Below are 21327 nucleotides of genomic sequence, written 5' to 3' on the forward strand. Positions count from 1 at the left end.
ATTCATAATTATGGATATTTCTCAGCAGGAGCTGAGAAATTTAGAATCACTTCTCTTTGAAGTTACTGTGTAACTTCTTATAAAAAACTAGCAATGAAATTGCTAGTAGAAAATTAGTTAAAGAAATTAATTCGTAAGGAATTAATTTCAACCTAAATTGTGAATTATGAATTTTGAATTGTGCATTATTTTAAGTTCTCAATTGTCTAACTATTTATTAGAAAAATGTTGTGTTGCAAATAATATATTATTTCTTTTGTACTTACTATAATATTTATCACTATAAGCTACAGATATAGCTGTTTTAGTATGTTTAGAATAAAGTATATTTTCTCTATGACTTTCAGAGTTCATCCAAAGATTAAATATATGATTAGAATCAATTTCTGATAAATATTTAGTAGTATATAATATATTTTCCTTTATAGATGTAGGTGTGTAATCAAAAGCTTCAGCTAATGCCTGAGCCATTCTATTATCATAATTTATATTGTTATGTCCAAAATACTCTAACTGCATCATTGCTTTTGATTTATATTTTGATATCTCATACAATTCCTCATCCCAAACTAATGGTGCGAGACCTCTTTCTTCTCTTGCTTTATTACATAAATTAAATAATTCTTTTTCTAGCTGTTCTAAATATACCATTTCATATTTATCTGGTAATGGCTTTATCTTAGAGTTTTCTTCAGTAAATTCTGGTGATATATATGTCCTATTAACTATAGCTTGTACCGCGTCTTTAGATACTGTTCCACCAACTACAATAACATCAAAATATCCTTTCTCTTTCACAAAATTAATTGTTTCTTTTTCAGCATATTGTCCTAAAGGTATTACAGGTGATTTTTTCATTGCTGCAATAGGAGCTGATGACAGTGCATCTGCAAAATTAGAAGAAGTAGTTAAAAGTAATGTTTCAACATCTATATCTCCATAAAAACTTTTTAATATATCTCCAGTTCTTTTATTATCCACCTTTTTAAAGCCAGAAAAAATATCATAATTCAAGTTTAAATCTCCTATTATGTATCCGCTATTAACATCCTTTTCACTCATATAATTCTCTAAATAACTTTTATCATCATCGTATAAAATAATTGGATTTTTGTTCATAGAAGCATAGCTAGAAATTAAGGTTACATCCTTATAATCATTTCCACTGCATATTATAATATTTTCTATATCACCAAGCTCTTTAGCAATTTTCACACTAGTTTCATATCTATTTATTCCGCCTAATCTAGTAACTTGGATTCCTAATTTTTTTATTTCTTCCTCAACACCTTGAGATACAGCACCGATACCACCAACTATGTATATATTTTTAGTCCCTAATCTTAAAATTTCCTTTTTGGTAAATTCATTTAACTTATTTTTATTTGTTAATAGAATTGGTGCTTTTTTACTAAAGGCTAAAGGTGAAGAAGTTAGAGCATCTATATAACTTTCTCCACTAGCAATAACAGCATATGGAGAATTTTCATAATTAGCTTTACTTAATAAGGCAGATGTCTCATATCTATCCACTCCAATAATATAATCCACTTTTTCTCCAAAACCATAAGTTTTAATACTAAAACATATTAATATCAAAGTAAGAAAAAAGAAAGTACAAACTTTCTTTTTTTTCATTGTATTAATCCCTCCTTCAATATACTACTATACTATAAATTAGTGTGATTGAAAAATAAAAGACCTCTAAAAATTAGAGGCCTTTATTACTAATTAATTCTCTATATTATATTTTGTTTTAGTTGTTTCAACTAAGACAGCACCGCTTTTAGAAATAAAATCTCCTTGCTTAGTTTCAAAGATATTCTTTCCTACAATTAAATCCATAACATTACTAATTTGCTCTGTGGTTAAATTGTCTTTAACATTTTTAACTGTCATATTAGATTTACTACCTTTAGTGTTTATAAATGTCATAATTAAATCTTTTGCCATAAAAATTCCCCCTATTCTTTCTATAATATAATAATAATCTTTACATGTTTTCCTAAGAAAAAAATCATTCTTTTGATCTCATGTCCTTCATGATTAATTTCATAAGAAAAATTAGCTCGAAAAGTTTTTACTATTATAGAGGATAGAATATTATTTAAAAACTCCACTATCCTCTTTATCATAACCTATGCCTCTATAAGCTTACTTTTATCTTCTCTTGTTATTTCTGTTACATCATTCATTAGTAAATTTGCCATAGCACCAGCAATAGAATAAACATCCTCATCCTTAGCTGTAACTTTAATTTTAGAAAATCTTTGATTCTTGTAAAGATCCTCCCCCTTTGAATTAACGCCATCCTTATAAGTTAATAAAACTGATGAACTTGTTTTAATTGATGATATTGCCATGTTCTAATCACTCCTTTCACTAATTAGATATGCATAAATTAGTGAAGTTTATAAAGTTGATTCAAAATTTTTATATTTTTTATTTAATATGTAAAAGTGGCGAACACTGTTCGCCGCTACAAAAATCAATTAAAGAAATTAATTTGCAAAATTAATTTCCACCTCAATTCTCAATTATCCATAGCCAATTCTCCATTAATTAAGTTCGCCTCTATAGTATCACCAGTAATAAAAATCAACTACAGTAAAGCAAAAAAACTAGCAAATTAATTTGCTAGTTTTTTTATACTAATTACAGTTTAAAATTGAAATAGATATGCCAGTATTTTTGGCAAAGTCAGATACAAAATGCTGCATATATCTGTTTTTTTAGACTATAATTAAAACTCTAAATTTCTATCTGTTTCTAATGGTTCTTTTCTATTTGCCTTATTCTTATTTAAGTCTTGTATAAAGTTTGCATTTTCTTTTATCTCAATCTTATATCTTGTTTGCTTTCCTTTAGTTGCTTCTGTATTTTTGATAAGAACTTTTATAGTTTTTCCATCACTGCTCAATGATGTTGTATAGTCAATAGTTGGAGTCAATCTTACCTTTTCATCTAAAGAGCTAGTTATAATTAAGTCATGAGCAAATAAAGCTTGATTTTCTCTATACAACTCTTCTGAAAATGGCATCCATACCTCAGCTCTATCGCTATTAGCTATATCAACGCTGTACTCTCTCTTATCTTCTGGTACCTCTGGAGCTGTTTTATCAACAATTTTTATTTTATTAGAATTGTCTACTCCTGAACCAGCTGAAGTCCTAATGCTATTACCATCATTAATTCTTAGTATTAAATCATTACCTGTTAAATCTTGTGTATCTGTCGGCATATCTCTATCAGTTTTAATTGTAACTATACTTGAATCATTAGTTATAACATCTTGTATCTCTATTCCTTTAAGATTTAACTTAAAGTCATTTTTAGAAGCACTTTGTATAGTTTGATCAAATTTAACCTTTATAGTTCTTTTATCTTCTGTAATTGCATTACCGTTTTTAACGTCCTCAGAATATATATTAGCTACCTTAGCCTTTGATTCCTTAACCACAGGCTTTTTAACCATATAATCTTTTAATATATTTCCTGCTTCATCTTTAAGAGTAGTTAATTGAATTTCTATAAGATTACTTCCAAAGTTAACATATTGATTATCTATTTCCTCTGGTAATATTAATCTTACCCCTTTACCACCTTGTATAGGAGTTATGCTAGTATCTCCAGGTAAAGGTATCATTATGCCATTAAAATTAATTAAATAACTTGAAGTACTCTCTAAAGTTGAAATATCCATTTTCTTTGAGAAAGTTAAAACTATTGTTCTAGTTCTTCCATCACTTGATATTGATTCTAAAGTTGGAGGAGTAGTATCTCTAACTACAATCTCCTTACTATAATCCTTAATTAAATTTTGATTTTGAGTAGCATCTCTTAAACCAGAAATTTTAATTATATTTTTTCCTTGTGGTAACTCATTATATAGTTCAATAGTTATAATTTTTCTATCACCATCTGCAAATTTAACTGCTTTAATTGATACTCCATTATCTTTTTCATCTTTTATAGTAAAGTATTTTGTATTTTGAGAATCATCATGCATATTTTTATTAAAAATAACTGTTATTTGCTTTCTATTTGGAGATAGGGTTACATTTTTAACCTCTGGTTTAGTTTGATCTAACTCTGGTCTAACCTTTACAGTATTCTCTCTTATTCTATTTCCGCTATAATCTTCAACATAATCTATATACATTGTAGTTTCATAACCTGGAAGCCTATTAGCTGAAGTTGAGAAATAAAACTCATATTTATTTCCTGATAATTTTCTCATATCATTAGCTTTTATTTTACGATCAGCAACTTTATAATAAACATTATCTATTTTTACAGTGCTTGGATCCACATCCTCACTAAAAGTTATAACTAACTTTTCTGAAGTTGCAACAGCTTTATCTATTCTAGGAGGTGTTTTATCTTCAACTACATTTAATTTATGCTCTGAATATATTGACTTGAAGCTATTAAAATCTGTAACTCCCTCAATTGTTAACTTATACTCACCTGGTTTTAATAAATCTTTATCATATGGAGTTAACACCACTTCTCTCCCAGTAATATTAGCAGAGCCTGAAAATTTCTTTCCATCTAACTTAATATTATTTATAGGTACTGTATTAACTGGCTCACTAAACACTATTTTAATTGCTTTAGTACCTAAATTTATTACCTGTTTTACTTCTGGATAGGCATTATCTATTGGAGTAAACACAATATCCTTTGCATATATCATTTCATTATTTTTAGCTAGAATTTTTTCCACTTTAATTTTATATTTTTCTTGATTTGCTAGTGGCTTTTTCATAGTTAATCTAGCTGTTTTTTCATCTTCTAACAACTCAATGCTTTCTATTTCTCCACTGTTATTAATAGAGTAGTTTGATACATCTTCTGCAGAATCTTTATCTACTTTAATTCCAAAAGTGACATCTACTTCTTTTAAATTAGTTGCGTTTACTGAACTAACTTCTGCCTTCTCAACAACTTGAGATGGATCTCTAAACTTGCCACCTAAAGCACTAGCAATACTTTCTGTAGTATTATCACCTATACCTCCACCTACTAATGTAACTTCTTCTACCTTACCTTGAGACTTTAAGAATGTTTCTTGAGATAGAGATAGCTTACTTCCTGCTAATATTATTGGAGCACCTTCTTTTCCAGCTACTGGTCCTGCTGCTAATGCATCAACTAATTGATTTTCTTGAACTGCCCCATCTTTAGCTACATAAACAGATTTTAGCGTTTTTCCACCATAAAACTTTCTAACAACCTCAGCATTAGTTTCACTTCTATTAGCTCCACCAAGCCTTTCAGCTTTTAAATCATCTTTTATAGAATTTGAAACAACACCTTCTCCTCCAACTACAATAGCTTCTTTGCCTTTAGCCATATCTTTAACTTCTCCAAGGCTTGTACCATTTGTTAAAAGTATTGCTATATTATTTTCAGCTGCTGCCCCTGCCACAGATAACGCATCTGCAAGTCTACCATTTAATCCATTAACAACAGCAACTTTTTTAGGATTTAGTTTTTCTGCAACCTTTACAGAAGTTTCAAAACGATTTGCTCCTGATATTCTTTCGACCTTTAGTCCACTTTGTTCTAATTCTTTAACTACATCCTTAGAGATTACACCCTCTCCACCTACTACGAAAACATTCTTAGCACCTAATTCTTTAATTCTTTTTCCTGTAGCTTCTGTTAATTTTCCTGAGTCTGTTAATAATATTGGTGCATCCTTTAATTTTGCAAAAGGTGTAGCAGAAAGTGCATCTGCAATAGCCATAGCATTAACCAAAACTACATTATCACTTTTACTCCATTTTGAACTAACTTTTACAGCTGTTTCATATCTATTATTTCCAGCTAATAATTTTTTCTCAATAGTCTTATTTGTCTCTACAGCAAAAACATTAGAATTCATTGTTGCAAAAGTAGAAGCAAGTAACAACCCTGAAATAACCTTTGAACTCTTTTTCATCTTTTTATTCTCCTTTTTCATCTTTTTAAATTCGAATGTGTAATATATAGTTAATTAATTTATATATTAATCTTTTATTTAATTTCACTATATGAATTTACCAAGTAATTAAAAATTACATTTCTTTAAGTAATAAATAATCTGCTTTTTATTAAAAGTCTATCTTATTTAATCAATAAAAAATTATTATAATTTCTGCCTTTTTAATTAAAAATCTAAAATCGTAATTTATCATCATCTGCACTTAATGATTTTATTCCCAATGATATAATTTTTTAACAGTTTAATTATACCAAAAAATACGAAAACATACTATATTGGCCTGTAATTAAATGTAATTCCCTAAAATTAGCTCCAAAAATTTACTATAAATTATCAACAAAATATATAAATTTTAATTAAAGCATTGCATATAAATAATTTAATTTCTTTTAGTATACTCATAAAAGCTTTGAAATTTATTAAGAAATAGTTAAAATTTTATATTTTTTACTAATTTTAAATAGAAATTAATTTCAATCGTAGTTATTAATTTTCATAAGTTCTCCATTAATTAAGTGTAGCGACAAACTTAACTTAATTCACAGTTCACAATGCACAATTCACAATTGTGGATATTTCTCAGTTGCCACTGAGAAATTTAAAATTGATTAACTGTAGCGGCGAACAGTGTTCGCCACATATTATTGATTAATATTAAATTATAAGACATATTAAAAAGGCTGACGACACTGTTGACCACTACAATAAAAAACTAGCAATTGTATTGCTAGTCAAAAAAATGCATTCAAAGAAATTATTTTGCTAGAAAATAATTTCAACCTTAATTGTGAATTGTGAACTGTGCATTGTGCATTAATTAAGTTCCCCTACAATAAAAAAACTAGCAATTCTATTGCTAGTTAAAAGTCAGTAAAAAATTAATTTAATTAAAACTTAAAAAGTACATATTTATATGCTTTCTAAGCTATAGCATCAATTTTTTCTCCTTCATACTTATCTTTATCATTGATATTTTCACTATAATGCTTAATATTTTCAGCAGTTTGTTGTTGCTTTATTAATAGCTTATCATCATTTTGTGTATTATCATTGTTGCTAGTATTCTTACTTTCTTCGCTTTTGTAGGTAATATTATTTAATCTATTACTTCCTACACTATTCTCAAATTTATTATTTGTATCTGTTAATTTGTCATTAATTTTTTCAGTAATATTTTCAATGTTTTCCTTTATCTTAGCAACAGATTTTCTCTTTTCAATAGTCTCAATTCCTCTTGACTCATCTAGCTTTATCTCACTTTCTAAAACTCTTACCTCACCAGACATTGAAGTTCTTTGAGAAGATAAAGCTTTAGCTTGAGATAAATTATTAGAAAGACTTAAAACACTAGTCATTTTTTCTTCAGAGTTATCTCCATTACTTTCTTTAGCAGAAAGTTTATTTGATTTTTCTTTAAGTTTCTCTTTTTTCTTACTTACATCCTCAGTACCAAGTGATTTACGTTGTTCTTCACATTGAATTTTACTTATTTGCTCATTGATTTCATTAATTTGCTTATTAATATCATGTAGCTTTTCTTTTATTGCTGACGGACTTTCACCATTCTCTAAAGCTTTTTCAATAATATCATTTTTTCTGTCCATTAAATTTACTTTTCGCTCAATTAAATTTTCAAGCATATTGTTTTTCTTTGACTTTCGTCCTAAAGATACAGCCATACTACTTTTATTCATAGTATTATTTTTTTCAGTTCTTCCATTGTTATCATTAGAATTTTTAATAAAACTACTATTAGAAGAATGATGTAAACTTACTGGTCTCACGTACTGTTGTGATGAAAAAGATATTCTCATATATAGCCCCCCTTTATTATAAATTTGTAATCACAATATACTTTGTTACACTTCTTATATCGTGAAAAATTATGGAAAGTTTATCATATTATAGAAACAGGTCATAAAAATGAAGAATTAATAATGAAGAATAAAAAGTTTATGGACATTTCTAAGTAGAAACTGAGAAATTTAAAATTGATTCTTTTTTGAAGTTACAAAGTAATTTTGCAGAAAAAAGTGGCGAATACTGCCTGCCGCTACAAAAATCTGTTGAAGAAATTAATTTGTAAAATTAATTTCCATCAAAATTCTTCATTCTTCATAGCATTTAATTTTTAATTATCATATTTTCTTCATCTACAATTTTTTTGCAAAAACATATAATAATGCTAAAGAATTCATTTGAAAGAAGTATGTTTAATATAGATGGTATAAATTTATTCAATAGAAGATTTATTTAGATATTTGTACTGCTATAGCCATTATATTTAGCATGATGAAAAATAATATAATACCTATCCTCATTTCACATCTATGGATATATCTAATTATTTCATTTTTATTTGAATCTAAATCACATTCATTTTTCTTAAAGTTTTCAAAATCTTTTTTACTAGAATAAAACATAACACCAAAAAGTATATATGTAACTATCTTCATGAAATTTGTATTCAATGTTATCCCCCCTATTTATACTAGTTGTAAAATTTAAGACCATTATATTGCATTCAAACCAATAAATACATCATTAATTTATAATAACATATAAAGATACCCACATACATGAGTATCTTTTGACTATCATTATTTTAATGTTGACATTTACTTTCCTAATAAGAAAAGGCGAACAATGTTCGCCCCTACAAGAATCTATTAAAGAAATTAGTTTTATTAAAACTAATTTCAACCGTAATTCTTCATTCTTCATACTTAATTCTTAATTATCATAGTTTCTCCATTGACAAAGGTCGGTATTGATTTTGTATTTTTTAAGAAACCAGAGTTTATAATTACTTTATCTTTCCCATCCAATACACCTAAATCTGTATCTAGTAAAATAGTTTTATCAGCAGTTAATGTTATTTTAATTGTTGTTTCATTTTCTATTTTGGCTTCTTCTATATGATTAATAGCATTTCCATTGTTAGAAAAATTAAATTTATGAATAACATCTTTTGTTCCATCATTAGCTACTATTGAAAGTTTACTCCAATCTATTTGGGATTTTATATCTTTGCCTACAGTACGTATTTCATTAAAATTTGTTCCTGTTATAGTTAATATCCCTTTTGGATTTTGGATATTTCCATTTTGATAAGCTACTTTAGTTATTGTAACATTTGGAACTCTGTGAGCATCTTCTACTTTAAAACATACAAATTTAGTTATTTTATTTTCTAAATCAAGTTCATATAGTGATACATATTTGCCTAAATTAACTTTTATATTTTCGCCGCTATTATATCCTATTACTCCTTCATTACCTACTATCTTTTTGCTACCTACTGTTGGTGTCGCTAGTGGATTGTCACTTATTTCATAGGCTAATTTATTTCTGCTATTTGCAACATTATAATCAATTTTTATTGTTCCACTACTGCTACCAGGTAAAACTTTATAATTGGTAATTAAGTTTACTAAATGTGTTCCTATAATTTCCCCATCTGTTGATGTTGGTTCTTTTGCTAAAGCTCTATTACCTTTTAAATCTTTTATAACTCTTACCTTACCATTATCATCCTTATTAAACTTAATTACATATCTTGCTTTTACTGCACTTTCACTTGGATTTATTGTAACTTTAAGTTTATTTGAGTTACCATTACTATCTTTAATAAAGTCCACTTCAAATTCTGTTACTTTAAGAGGATAGTTTGGTTCGTATTGTGAGAAAATATCTAAATCTGTTTTTATGAAAAGTGGATTTACTGTTGTATCTAAGTTTTCACTAAATGGTATTATTATCTCATTACCATTTTCTATTCTATATCCTCTTGAAGACTCTAAAACTACCTCTGGAGAAATTTTATCTACAATTTTAATTGGTCTTGAGGTATCTACTGAGCTACCTGCTGATGTTTTAATTTTATATCCATCAGTTATCGTTAACGCATCTTCTCTAATATCTGTTGGCATGTCTCTATTAGTACGAATTTTTACAATATCTGTACCATCAGTATAAACCTCTGATATTCTTATATCTTCATTATTGTATCTTACATCTAATTTAAAAGCATCACTATATGCTTTTTCAATTGACTTATCAAATCTAACCTTTATAGTTCTTCTATCTTCTGCAACAGCATTGCCTTCTCTAATTGCCTCTGAATATCTTTCAGCTACCTTTGCCTTTGAATCCCTATCTATAGGTTCTCTCTTATAGATATCTTCTAATATATTACCTGCCAAATCTCTTACTGCCATAACTTGTATCTCTGTAAGATTATCTCCTAAATATACAGTTTTGCCATCTATTCTCTCTGGTAAAGTTATCATAACACCTCTTCCATTTTGCACAACAGTTATATCTGTTGATGATGGTAATGGAGTCATTTTATTATCAAGATACACATAATAGTTAGATATATCTTCCAAAGTAGCTGAATTCATCACTTCGGAGAAAGTTATAACTATTCTTCTATATTCTCTATTACTTGCAACAGATAAAATTCTAGGAGGAGTACTATCCCCTACCACAAAATCTTCATTATAATCTAACATTACGTTTTGAAGATGTGTTCCATCTTTTATTCCAAATATTCTTATTGAATTTCTACCTTCTGGGAGCTTATCATACATAATTACCTCTAAAACTTTATAATCGTCTGCTCCCCAATTTATATCCTTAATTCCAAGTACTTTTCCATCTTTATCTTTTATAGTAAAGAATCTACTATCTCTAGAATCCCTATGAAGAATTTTATTAAATCTAACAATTATTGTTTTGTTATTTGAATCTACAGTAACAGATTTAACCTGTGGCCTGCTAACATCTACTTCTGGCCTTACTCTTACGTTTGTCTCTCTAATTTTATTTCCGCTATAATCTTTAACATCTTCTACATATAACATAACTTCATAAGCTGGAAGTCTATTAGAACTCTCTGAGAAATAAAATTCATATTTATTTCCTGCTAATTTATTCATTCTATTAGCTCTTATTTTGTCTCCTCCAGACTTATAGTACACATTTTCAGCTCTCATAGTATCTGGATCTACATCTTCACTAAAGGTTAATATTAATCTTTCTAAGGTTGCAGTAACATGTTCTACTCTTGGAGGAGTATTGTCTTCCTCTACCAAAAACCTATTTTCAGAATAAACTGTTCTTAATCCAACATAATCAGCTACTCCATCAACTGCAAGCTTATGCTCTCCTGGTTTTAATAAATCCCTATCAAAAGCTGTCAATATTAACTCTCTTCCATTGTTGGTCACTGAACCATAAAAGTTTTTACCATCTAATGTAAAATTATTAGAACTGGCTTTTTTAATTGGCTCAGTAAATATAACCTTAATAGCTTTAGTTCCAAGAGAGACCACTTTTTCCACTGCTGGTAATGTGTTGTCTAATGGAGTAAAATCAAATTTTCCATAAATCTCTCTATTACTATAGGAATATACCTTAGAAAGTTCTAAAGTGTATTTTTCTTGATTTTTTAAAACCCTATCATTCACTTCTTTAATATTTAAAATAACTGTTCTTTCATCTTCTAACAAAGTTGCACTTTCAATTTTTATATTTTTATTTATAGAGTAATTATCTTTATCTTCTGCACTTTCCTTATTTACTCTAGCTCCAAAAGTAACTATAACTTCCTTTACATTTGTAGCTTTTACTGAGGTAACCTCATCTTTATCCACTACAGCTTTATATTCTAAAGCATTAAGTATATAATTTACCGTTCTGTAGTTTACTCCTCCACCTACTTCATAAACCTTGCTAATTTTCTCCTGTGATTTTAAAAATCTTTCTTGCTCATAATATAGTTTATCTCCAGCTAATAATATTGGAGAAGAATTCTTAGCGGCAAGAGGTCCTGCTGATAATGCATCAACTAATTCATTTTCCTTATAAGTTCCATCTTTAGTAACATATATTTCCTTAACTTCTTTGCTGCCATAAAAGGCCTTTAAGACCTCTCCATTAGTCTCATTTCTGTTATTTCCATATATTCTTTCAGCTCTTAACTGTTGACGGAGCCCTTCACTAACTACTCCAGTTCCTCCAACAACAGTAATGTCCATTCCCTCAACTACTCTTCTAGCATTACCTATATTACTACCATTTGTTAAAATAATTGCCATATTATTTTCTCCAGCTGGTGCTGCAATAGATAATGCATCTGCAAGTCCCTTTATACCATTAACTACAAAAGCTCTATTGGTATTTAAATTTCTAGCTACTTCTGCTGAAGTTTCATATCTGTCTAATCCATGAATTCTTTCCACAGATATTCCCATATTCTCAAGCTCTCTAACTATAGAATTGCTTACAACACCTGTACCTCCAATAATATAAACCTTTCTAGCTCCAAGCTCTCTTATTCTATCTTTAGTTGTCCATGTCAATTTATCACTACCTGTTAATAATATTGGTGCATTTTTTTCTCTAGCAAAAGGTGCAGCAGAAAGTGCATCAGCTATAGCAGTTCCATTAACTAAAACCACATTATCTGAAGACCTCCATCCCTCTTCGCTGACCTTAACTGCAGTTTCATATCTGTCATTTCCACCTAAATATTTCTTTTCAATTGTATCCCTAGACTGAACAGCAAAAACTCTACAGTTACTCATTGTAAAAGTTAACCCAAGAATCAAAGTTGAAACAATTTTAAAACTCTTCTTCACCATATCCTCTCCCTATTTTTATCAATTTACCGATATAATTAATATATGAAATTATGGGAGGATATGACACTAATTCAATTGACAATTGACGATGGACAATGGACAATTATGGAAACTTCTCCTTTATGGGAGAAGTTATAAATTTATTTTCTTTTTAAGTTACATAGTAACTTTTTATAATAAAAAACTAGCAATGAAATTGCTAGTAAAAATTAATATTCATATTAATTCCCTAATCGTAGCGGCGAACAGTGTTCGCCACTTTTATATACATATCAAAGTTTAATATTAATGTAAAAGTATTATGGCGAACACTGTTCGCCGCTACAAATATCTATTTAAAGAAATTAGTTTTATCAAAACTAATTTCAACCATAATCCTTCATTCTTCATACTTAATTCTTAATCCCTATATGTCCTCTATTGCAAACTTTTCTATCGCCAAGTTTTTTCTATATATCACATTATGATATTTTAAATTCTTCTCCTCTGCATATTGTTTTATGGTTTTTTCTTGAAAGAATATGTTTTCTAATATTTCTTTTTCTATGGGGGATAGGTTGTCTATTGATTTCTTAAGTTGCTGTAGAGTTTCTTTAAATATATACTTCTCTTCTATGTTATCACTAGAATTTAATACATCTATTATTTTAAATCCATTGTAATCTGCTTCTAAGCTAAGGTTGTACCCTTCTTTTACTTTATTTCTTATAAGTGCATAATAATTATTTTTAATTGAAGCAATTACATAGGGTGTAAAAGAATATTTGGTTATATCACAAGCTACTATCGCTTTTAATACGCTGTGAAAACCAACCTGTTCTAAATCTTCTACTTCATATCCAGCCACATAAATTCTTCTACTAAAGTATTTTATATAGTTTCTAAATCTGTCCACTATGGATTCTATGGCTACCTTATCACCATCTTTTGCACGCACCACTAGCTCATTTAAATCATTATACATATTCTATTTTCCCCCTTTAAAAATTTAATTAAAAAGTGTAATTTTAAAATCTTCTTATGGAAAAACAATAGAAAGAATTATAGATATTCCTCATTATGAATTGAGAAATATCTATAATTATAAATTAAAACATTTAAGGAAGCATTAATACTTGCCTATAAATTAGGTTGCAGAATAGTACCTTAATATGATTTTTAAGTTACTATATGATTTATTTTAATTAACAATAAGGTAGGGCTTAATTCAAATGATAAGTTGACTTGCACTTGTTTCCTATAATTATATTATATTACTTTTTATTACATTTTTCAATAGAAACATATAGAAAAATTACGACAATAAACTTGTCCATATGTTGATAAATAAGGGTTTATGGAGTAGTTTGTAGATATTTTAAATCCACCTTAAGGGTGGATTTAATTCACAATTCTGCATTGATTAAGCTCTCCATTACCTAACTGTAGCGGCGAACAGTGTTCGCCATAATACTTTTATATTAATATTTAATTACGATACATATACAAAATATAACTGGCAAACACTGTTCGCCACTACAATAAATCTATTAAAGAAATTAATTTACAAAATTAATTTCAACCATAATTGTCAATTTTTCATTCTCAATTTTCAATTGATTAACCTGTTTTTATAGGTAAAAATCATAGGAGAATTTTATCTTATTTTGTTGTAAATTTTGGTATTATTGTGATATAATTAACTGGTATATTTTATGAATTATTGTATTTTATACAAGTTGCAATTATCTATGTATAGGAGGAGAAATATTATGTATGAAGTTGTTAAATATGGTTCTGTAGGACTTGCTTTTATATGTATAATCTGTATTTTTATATCTTCAAAAAAGAATTCAAAAAACAAAAATAACTAACAATTTTAAGTAGTCGTCTTGAATTCATTATTTTTCAGATGACTAAGAAACAAAGGAGAATTTATGAGTAAAAAAGTATACAATATTTTTGCCAGTATTTTATTGTGTTCATTGCTTTTAGTAGGTTGCTCTAGTAGTAATACTCCTAAAGTGGACAACACTTCTAAGAATAATACCTTCTCTGGATCCTATGAGAAGGATATACAAACTTTCAAATCATCTTTTGTGAAAAAAGCTCCTTCAATTGATGAATATGAAAATTCAACACCTCCACCATATGCTTCAAAAATTGAATATGAATCTGATGGATTAAAACTTAAAGCATGGGTTTTAAATGACCCAAAGGATGGTTATAAATACCCTGCTGTGGTTTTCATGCATGGTGGTTTTTCATTTGATGAAAGTGATTGGGCTGTTGCGGAAGATTATATCGATAGAGGCTATGTAGTTATGACACCTATGGTTCGTGGTGAAAATGGAAACCCAGGTAATTTTGAATATTTTTATGGTGAGGTAAAGGATTGCATTGCTGCTGGAAAATATTTAGCTAGTCTTCCTTATGTTGATGAAAACAATGTATTTTTAATGGGACATAGTGCAGGAGGTTCTTTAGGAGTTTTAGCATCATTAACAGATTCACCATATAAAGCTATTGCCACTAACGGTGCATCATATGGTACAGAAATTTATTTTGAACAAAGAAAAGAACGTATACCATTTGAATATAATAAAGATGAAATACATATACGCTCATCTTATGAGTACATAAATAGTATAAAAACACCTGTTTATTCCTTCGTAGGTAAGGACGATGCAGGAGTAATGTACTTATCAGAAGAATTTGAAAATCAAGCCAAAAAATTTAATGTACCATATAAACTAATACCTATAGATGGAGATCATAACGAATCCCTAGATGAAGCTATACAGTTAAGCGCAGATATATTTGATTCATATGTGGAGAAGAAATAGTTAATTCAATTCACAATGCAAAATTCACAATTGTGGATATTTCTCAGCAGTAGCTGAGAAATTTAAAATTGATCCTGTAGCGGCGAACAGTGTTCGCCACATATTGTTGATTAATATTAAATTATAAGATATAGTCAAAAAAACTGGCGAACACTGTTCGCCCCTACAATAAAAAACTAGCAATTGTATTGCTAGTTTTTAAATTTTTTTAAAGAAATTAATTCGTGAAGAATCAATTTCATCCTTAATTGTCCATTGTCAATCGTCAATTCTCCATTGTATAAATTGTTTATCCTAATAAAGATAGAATAAAATAAGCTAATACATTAGCTGCAATGAAACTTAATGCAGATACAATTAGAGTAAATAGAAACTTTAAAAATTTATTAATTTGTAGTCTACAAATGCCATAATTGATAGAAACTGCAGCACCGCAGTAAAGTAGAAGTAAAGGTAATAAATACCAAATTTTAGTATACCATTTTAATAGTTCTACTACTTGAATTACCTCATCACCAACTTTAAGTTTAGGAATTGGATCCATGCTAAAAGCTTTATTGGTCCAAGAAGCTAGGCAATTCTCACCATTAGGCATGTGAAAGAAAATAATAAGCCAAAGATATTTAGTATATTTTTTATCAGGCAAGGAGTTAGGTTCTGCTCATAGTGGGTCTATGTGCAGGTTCTGACGACGCAGCATGATGAAAAATAGGCTAATATACTGGATTGTTATTTTCTTGAAAATGCCTTGTTATTAGTAATAATCATTTCACGCTTTCCTATCTTTTCCACTGGAATATCATCAATAAGTAAACAGGGAGGTTTAAATCCTATCCTCTCAACTTCAACTTTTCTGCCTTCAAACCCAGCTAAATCAATCTTATACCTCATGAGTCACCTCTTTATGTAAATATCTTTATTCAATTCACAGTTCACAATTGTAGACATTTCTCAGCGATTGCTGAGAAATTTTAAATTGATTCTTTTCTTTTTTTGAAATTACACAGTAACTTCTTTCTCAAAAAAACTAGCAATTGCATTGCTAGTCAAAAAAATTTATTCAAAGAAATTATTTTTTCCTAAAAACAATTTCCACCTCAATTGTGCATTGTGAACTGTGCATTGTGCATTATATAAGTTGTCCATTGTCCATCGTTAATTCTCCATTGCATAAGTATTTTACATCATTTAGTAAAGATTTTCAATTTATTTTAAATAAATAATAAATTAATTATATAATTGATGATTATGGAAAACATTCTAATAAGAAAAGAAATTTTTAATTAATTTATCTTAAAAGTTATAGGATGACTCCTTATAAAAAACTATTAAAGAATTAATTTCCATCTTAATTCTTCATTATCGTAATCTCTCCATGGTGTTAGTTTCTATATCTGGGGTACAAGTATAATATGCATGGCATAATATCTATGTCATTAAGCAATACTTTAATTATATTGCATATATCCATAGTACTTAGTTAAGCTTCTTGAGTATTGTTCCAAATTATACTACGCCTCAGTGGAATCCTAAATAGCTTCACTATTGTTCCCCAGTGGTGAAAAAAACTAGCAATTATATTGGTAATAAAAAATTAGTTTGACCAAAACTAATTCCCATCATAATTATTTATCCTTCATATTTAATTTCCAATTTACGTAAGTTTATCATTGACTAATTTTTTAACTTCTTATATTTCTTTTAGAAATGAAAAACAGTTGTTTAATTTTTAAGTTCTTTTAAAAATATAAAATAACTTTTATCCATATATAATTGTTAATATTGCTCTATTATATATAAATAAGGACTAATCATATAAATATGATTAGTCCTTGCTTTAATATTTTTCTATTACTTATTTTTATGCAACATTTATATCAAATGTGCTTGTTACTGTTCCACCTTTTCCATCATCAGCAGTAATAGTTATTGTTACTTTTTTACCTGCATCGCCTGCTTGAGGAGTATATTTGAAATTGCTTCCTGCAACAGTTCCTTTATCTGCTGTTAATGTTAGTGCATCACCATCAGCATCTTCAAATAAATCGCTTAAATCTACTGTTAATTCAGTTCCAACTGCACCTGCTTGTGCTGTTATAGGTGTTTTTACAGTTGGGTTATTATTTACTGCTTTTGTTACAAGCCCTTTTTCAGCATTAATTATAGCTGTTTTTGCTGCATTAACTTCTTCTAATGTTTTTCCTGTTACATCAAATTTTAACGCATTTGCTAATGCTGTCCAACTATCTGTTGTATATTTAGTTTCATCTAAATTTAAGCCTTCTACTCTTTCTTTCTCAGTATTGAATGCTTTTACTGCTTCTGCTAATTTTTCTTCTGCATCTTTTTGTGCATCTGTTTTACCAGTTACTTCTTTTTCAGCATAATGTGTATCTTCTAATGTTGAAGTATTTCCTGCTATATCTTGGATGTATTTAGCTTCTTTTCCGTCTCCAGCTAATTCAACTTTGTATTTAGCAGTTCCGTCTACTTTTATTTCTATTTGGATAGTCTTCTTATCATCTTTTAATGAAGTAACATAATCTTCACCTGCAGTTAATACTGATTCTTTGCTACCTATTTTAGTAACTTTGAAGTCTTCAGCATATAATCCTATTAAGCTTGCATTGTCTTTTAATTCTTCAGTGAATGGTACTTCTATTATATTTCCATTAACTTTATATTCTTTTGTATCAGCTACTACTTCTGGTGATATACCATCATGTAATTCAGCTGTTTCTTTAGCAGCGCCTTTTAATCCAGCAGCTGTTTTTATTGAGTTGTTTTCTTTAACTGATAATGTGAAGTCTTTAGTAGATGTTGGTAACTTATCATCAGTAGTTATTGTTACAACTGCTCCTTCAAAGCTAACTTTCTTAATAGAGATATTCTTTCCATCTTTGTCTTTAAGCTCAAAGTCACTAGTAGAAACTCCACCAATAGATTGGTTAAATCTAACTTTTATAGTGTTTCTGTCTTTAGCATCACCGTTAGCAGTTTTAGATATTTTTGTATCATAAACAGCTAATTTTGCTCCTGATTCTTTATCAGTTTTAATTTCTTGTTCTGATTTGAATCCTTCAAGTTGCATACCATCAATATCTTTTAATCCATAGAATTCAATTTTCTTTAAGTTGACACCAAATTCAACTGTTTTTCCGTTAATTTTTTCTGGTAAAATTATTCTTACAGCTTTACCATTTTCAATTACTTCAATTTCTGTATCCTTTGGTAATCCACGAGTTGCACCATCGAATAATATTGAGTAATTGCTTTCTGTACGTAATGTTTCAGCATCCATTCTCTTATCAAAGCTTAAGATTATAGTTCTATCTTTCTCGCTTGTAGCAATACCTGTGCATTTAGGCTTATCTGTATTTTTAGTATCTATTTCCTTTTCATAAGGTAACATAGTATTTTTTAAATAAGTTGCATCTTGAACTCCATCAATTTTGATAGTGTTCTTTCCTGCTGGAAGTTTTTCTATTAGAGTAATTTCTACTATGTTGTTGTCACTACCAAATTCAATTTTGTCTATTCCTCTAACTTTTCCATCTTTGTCTTTTATAACGAAATATTTTTCTTTTAAAGAATCCTTAAGAATGTTTTTGCTGAATTTTACAGTTATAACTTTACCATCTTCATCAACACTTACATTTCTAACTACTGGTCTAGTTTGGTCAACTTCTGGTTTAACTTTTATTTCTTTTTCTTTTATTTCATTATCACTGTAGTCTTTAACGTCTTCTACATACATTGTCATTTCATATCCAGGAAGTCTTTTTTCTTCTCCTTCGAAATAGAATGTATAAGTTTTTCCGTCTACTTTTTTGTATTTGTTAGCTCTTATTTTCTTATCATCTTTTTTGTAGTATAAGCTTGATTCGCTTATTGAATCTGGATCAACATCTTCACTGAAAGTTACTATAACTTTTTCTAATGTTGCTTCAGTTTTTTCTACAGTTGGAGCTGTTTTATCTTCAACAACTGTGAACTTGTGTTCAGAAGATATTGATTTGAAATCAGCATAATCTTCTGCTCCTTCAATTTCTATTTTATGATCTCCTACTGATAGTTTGTCTGAGCTGTATTGTTTTAATATTATTTCTCTACCATTATTGTCGATTTGACCATAATAAGTCTTTCCATCTAATTTAACATTGTTAGAAGTGATTTTCTTAATTGGTTCACTAAATACAATTTTAGTTGCTTTAGTTCCTAAAGATTTAACTTCTTTAACTTCTGGATATGCATTATCCATTGGAGTGAATTCGAAATCTTTAGCAACTATTTCTTTGTCTCCAGCTATTACTGTATCTACAGTTAATTTATATTTCTTTTGGTTTGATAATACTTTTCCATTATCACTTTCTTTTATTTTTAATACTACAGTTCTTCCATCTTCTTGTAGAACTGCGTCTTCTATTTTAATGTCATTGTTTATTGAGTAGTTAGTTGCATCTTCAGCTGAATCTAAATCAACTTTCATTCCAAATGTAACTACAACTTCTTTTAAGTTAGTAGCTTTTACTGAAGCAACTTCAGCTTTGTCTACTACATCTTTAACTCCTAGAGCTGTCATTAAGTCTTTAACAGTGCTAGTGTTGATTCCGCCACCAACTTCATAAACTGTAGCAACTGCGCCTTGTCCTTCTAAGAATTTCTTTTGTCCATCTGCTAATTTGCTTCCAGCTAATACTATTGGAGCTCCTTCTTTACCAGCAACTGGACCTGCTGCTAATGCGTCAACTAATTGGTTTTCTTGAGCTGCGCCATCTTTAGCAACATATACTGATTTAACTTGTTTATCGCTGTAGAATTTTTTCATTACTTCAGCGTTAGTTTCATTTCTGTTAGCTCCGCCAAGTCTTTCTGCTTTTAAATCGCTTTTGATTGAGTCAGCAACGACAGCGCTTCCTCCAACAACTACAGCTTCTTTGTCTTTAGCAGCATCTTTAACTGATCCTAAATCTTTACCGTTTGTAAGTAAGATAGCCATATTGTTTTCAGCAGCTGGTGCAGCAACTGATAATGCGTCTGCTAATCTTCCATCTAATCCGTTAACAACAGCAACTTTTTTAGCATCTAATTCTTTAGCTACTTTTGCTGATGTTTCAAATCTGTCAACACCAGATATTCTTTCTACTTTTAATCCAGCTTTTTCTAATTCAGCAACAACTTCTTTAGAAACTACGCCTTCTCCACCTACTACGAATACGTTTTTAGCTCCTAATTTTTCAATTCTTTCTTTAGTAGCTTTTGTTAATTCTTTAGCATCTGTTAAAAGAATTGGAGCATCTTTTAATTTTGCAAGCGGTGTAGCTGCTAATGCGTCAGCCATAGCTAAAGCGTTAACTAAAACTACGTTGTCAGCTTTTTCCCATTTTTCACTTACTTTTACAGCTGTTTCGTATCTGTTGTTTCCAGCTAATAATTTTTTCTCGATAGTCTCTTTTGATTCAACAGCGAACACATTAGCGCTCATTGTTGTAAGAGTAGCACCAAGTAATAGTGTTGAAATAACTCTTGAACTTTTTTTCATCTTTTTACTCCCCTTTTCTTTTTAGTAAATTCATTCTGTCTAATGCTAGCTTACGCTTCTCTCAGCATTTTATAGAACATTTCCTTCTTTAGTACATTCACTACAAGATATTTAAATTCATCTCGTCTGCGATCCTTACCATATCTTCTAATGTATTAAGGGTATGTTCCATAATTATACTGAGGTGCCTCAGCTGCATTAGAGCTTTACATGTATAATTTACATATTAATAATTAACAAAGTTAATTTTTAACAAAGTTAATTTTAAACTAAATTAAAATCCCCCATGATATTAACAAAGTTTTATGGATTTTTTTC

Annotated in this window: 12 protein-coding genes; 1 reads left to right on the top strand and 11 read right to left on the bottom strand. The window is 28.9% G+C overall.

Going from position 1 to position 21327, the window contains the following annotated elements:
• Positions 1–210 precede the first annotated feature (210 nt).
• From ACY1IQ_RS12765 to ACY1IQ_RS12800, 8 genes are all read right to left on the bottom strand, one after another.
• Positions 211–1638 (bottom strand): cell wall-binding repeat-containing protein, encoded by a 1428-nt coding sequence (locus ACY1IQ_RS12765; RefSeq protein WP_461614290.1) that lies wholly within the window; start codon positions 1636–1638, stop codon positions 211–213.
• 93 nt (positions 1639–1731) lie between these two features.
• Positions 1732–1953, bottom strand: coding sequence for a DUF2922 domain-containing protein (locus ACY1IQ_RS12770; RefSeq protein ID WP_461614291.1), 222 nt, complete (start codon positions 1951–1953; stop codon positions 1732–1734).
• A gap of 185 nt (positions 1954–2138) precedes the next feature.
• Positions 2139–2363 carry a DUF1659 domain-containing protein gene (locus ACY1IQ_RS12775; RefSeq protein WP_461614292.1) on the bottom strand — a complete coding sequence of 75 codons (225 nt, stop codon included), beginning with the start codon at positions 2361–2363 and terminating at the stop codon, positions 2139–2141.
• Between the two features lie 380 nt (positions 2364–2743).
• Positions 2744–5950: a cell wall-binding repeat-containing protein gene (locus ACY1IQ_RS12780; protein ID WP_461614293.1), complete on the bottom strand. Its 3207-nt coding sequence runs from the start codon at positions 5948–5950 to the stop codon at positions 2744–2746.
• 962 nt (positions 5951–6912) lie between these two features.
• Positions 6913–7806: a hypothetical protein gene (locus tag ACY1IQ_RS12785; RefSeq protein WP_461614294.1), complete on the bottom strand. Its 894-nt coding sequence runs from the start codon at positions 7804–7806 to the stop codon at positions 6913–6915.
• A gap of 435 nt (positions 7807–8241) precedes the next feature.
• Entirely contained in the window at positions 8242–8463 is a 222-nt protein-coding gene (locus ACY1IQ_RS12790) for a hypothetical protein (protein WP_461614295.1), read from the bottom strand.
• A gap of 255 nt (positions 8464–8718) precedes the next feature.
• The gene (locus ACY1IQ_RS12795) at positions 8719–12639 is read right to left on the bottom strand and encodes a cell wall-binding repeat-containing protein (RefSeq protein WP_461614296.1); all 3921 of its coding nucleotides are present in this window, start codon (positions 12637–12639) and stop codon (positions 8719–8721) included.
• A gap of 409 nt (positions 12640–13048) precedes the next feature.
• Entirely contained in the window at positions 13049–13606 is a 558-nt protein-coding gene (locus tag ACY1IQ_RS12800) for a sigma-70 family RNA polymerase sigma factor (protein WP_461614297.1), read from the bottom strand.
• Positions 13607–14558: 952 nt separating this feature from the next.
• Here ACY1IQ_RS12800 and ACY1IQ_RS12805 point away from each other — a divergent pair.
• Positions 14559–15467 carry an alpha/beta hydrolase family protein gene (locus ACY1IQ_RS12805; protein WP_461614298.1) on the top strand — a complete coding sequence of 303 codons (909 nt, stop codon included), beginning with the start codon at positions 14559–14561 and terminating at the stop codon, positions 15465–15467.
• Between the two features lie 289 nt (positions 15468–15756).
• On the opposite strand, the gene ACY1IQ_RS12810 is transcribed toward ACY1IQ_RS12805, so the two are convergent.
• The 3 genes from ACY1IQ_RS12810 to ACY1IQ_RS12820 form a co-directional block, all read right to left on the bottom strand.
• The gene (locus tag ACY1IQ_RS12810; RefSeq protein WP_461614299.1) at positions 15757–16113 is read right to left on the bottom strand and encodes a hypothetical protein; all 357 of its coding nucleotides are present in this window, start codon (positions 16111–16113) and stop codon (positions 15757–15759) included.
• Positions 16114–16196: 83 nt separating this feature from the next.
• Positions 16197–16358, bottom strand: a complete 162-nt coding sequence (locus tag ACY1IQ_RS12815) for a hypothetical protein (protein WP_461614300.1) — start codon at positions 16356–16358, stop codon at positions 16197–16199.
• 970 nt (positions 16359–17328) lie between these two features.
• Positions 17329–21009, bottom strand: coding sequence for a cell wall-binding repeat-containing protein (locus tag ACY1IQ_RS12820; RefSeq protein ID WP_461614301.1), 3681 nt, complete (start codon positions 21007–21009; stop codon positions 17329–17331).
• Between the last annotated feature and the right edge of the window lie 318 nt (positions 21010–21327).

Source organism: Clostridium sp. Marseille-QA1073 (assembly GCF_054863625.1).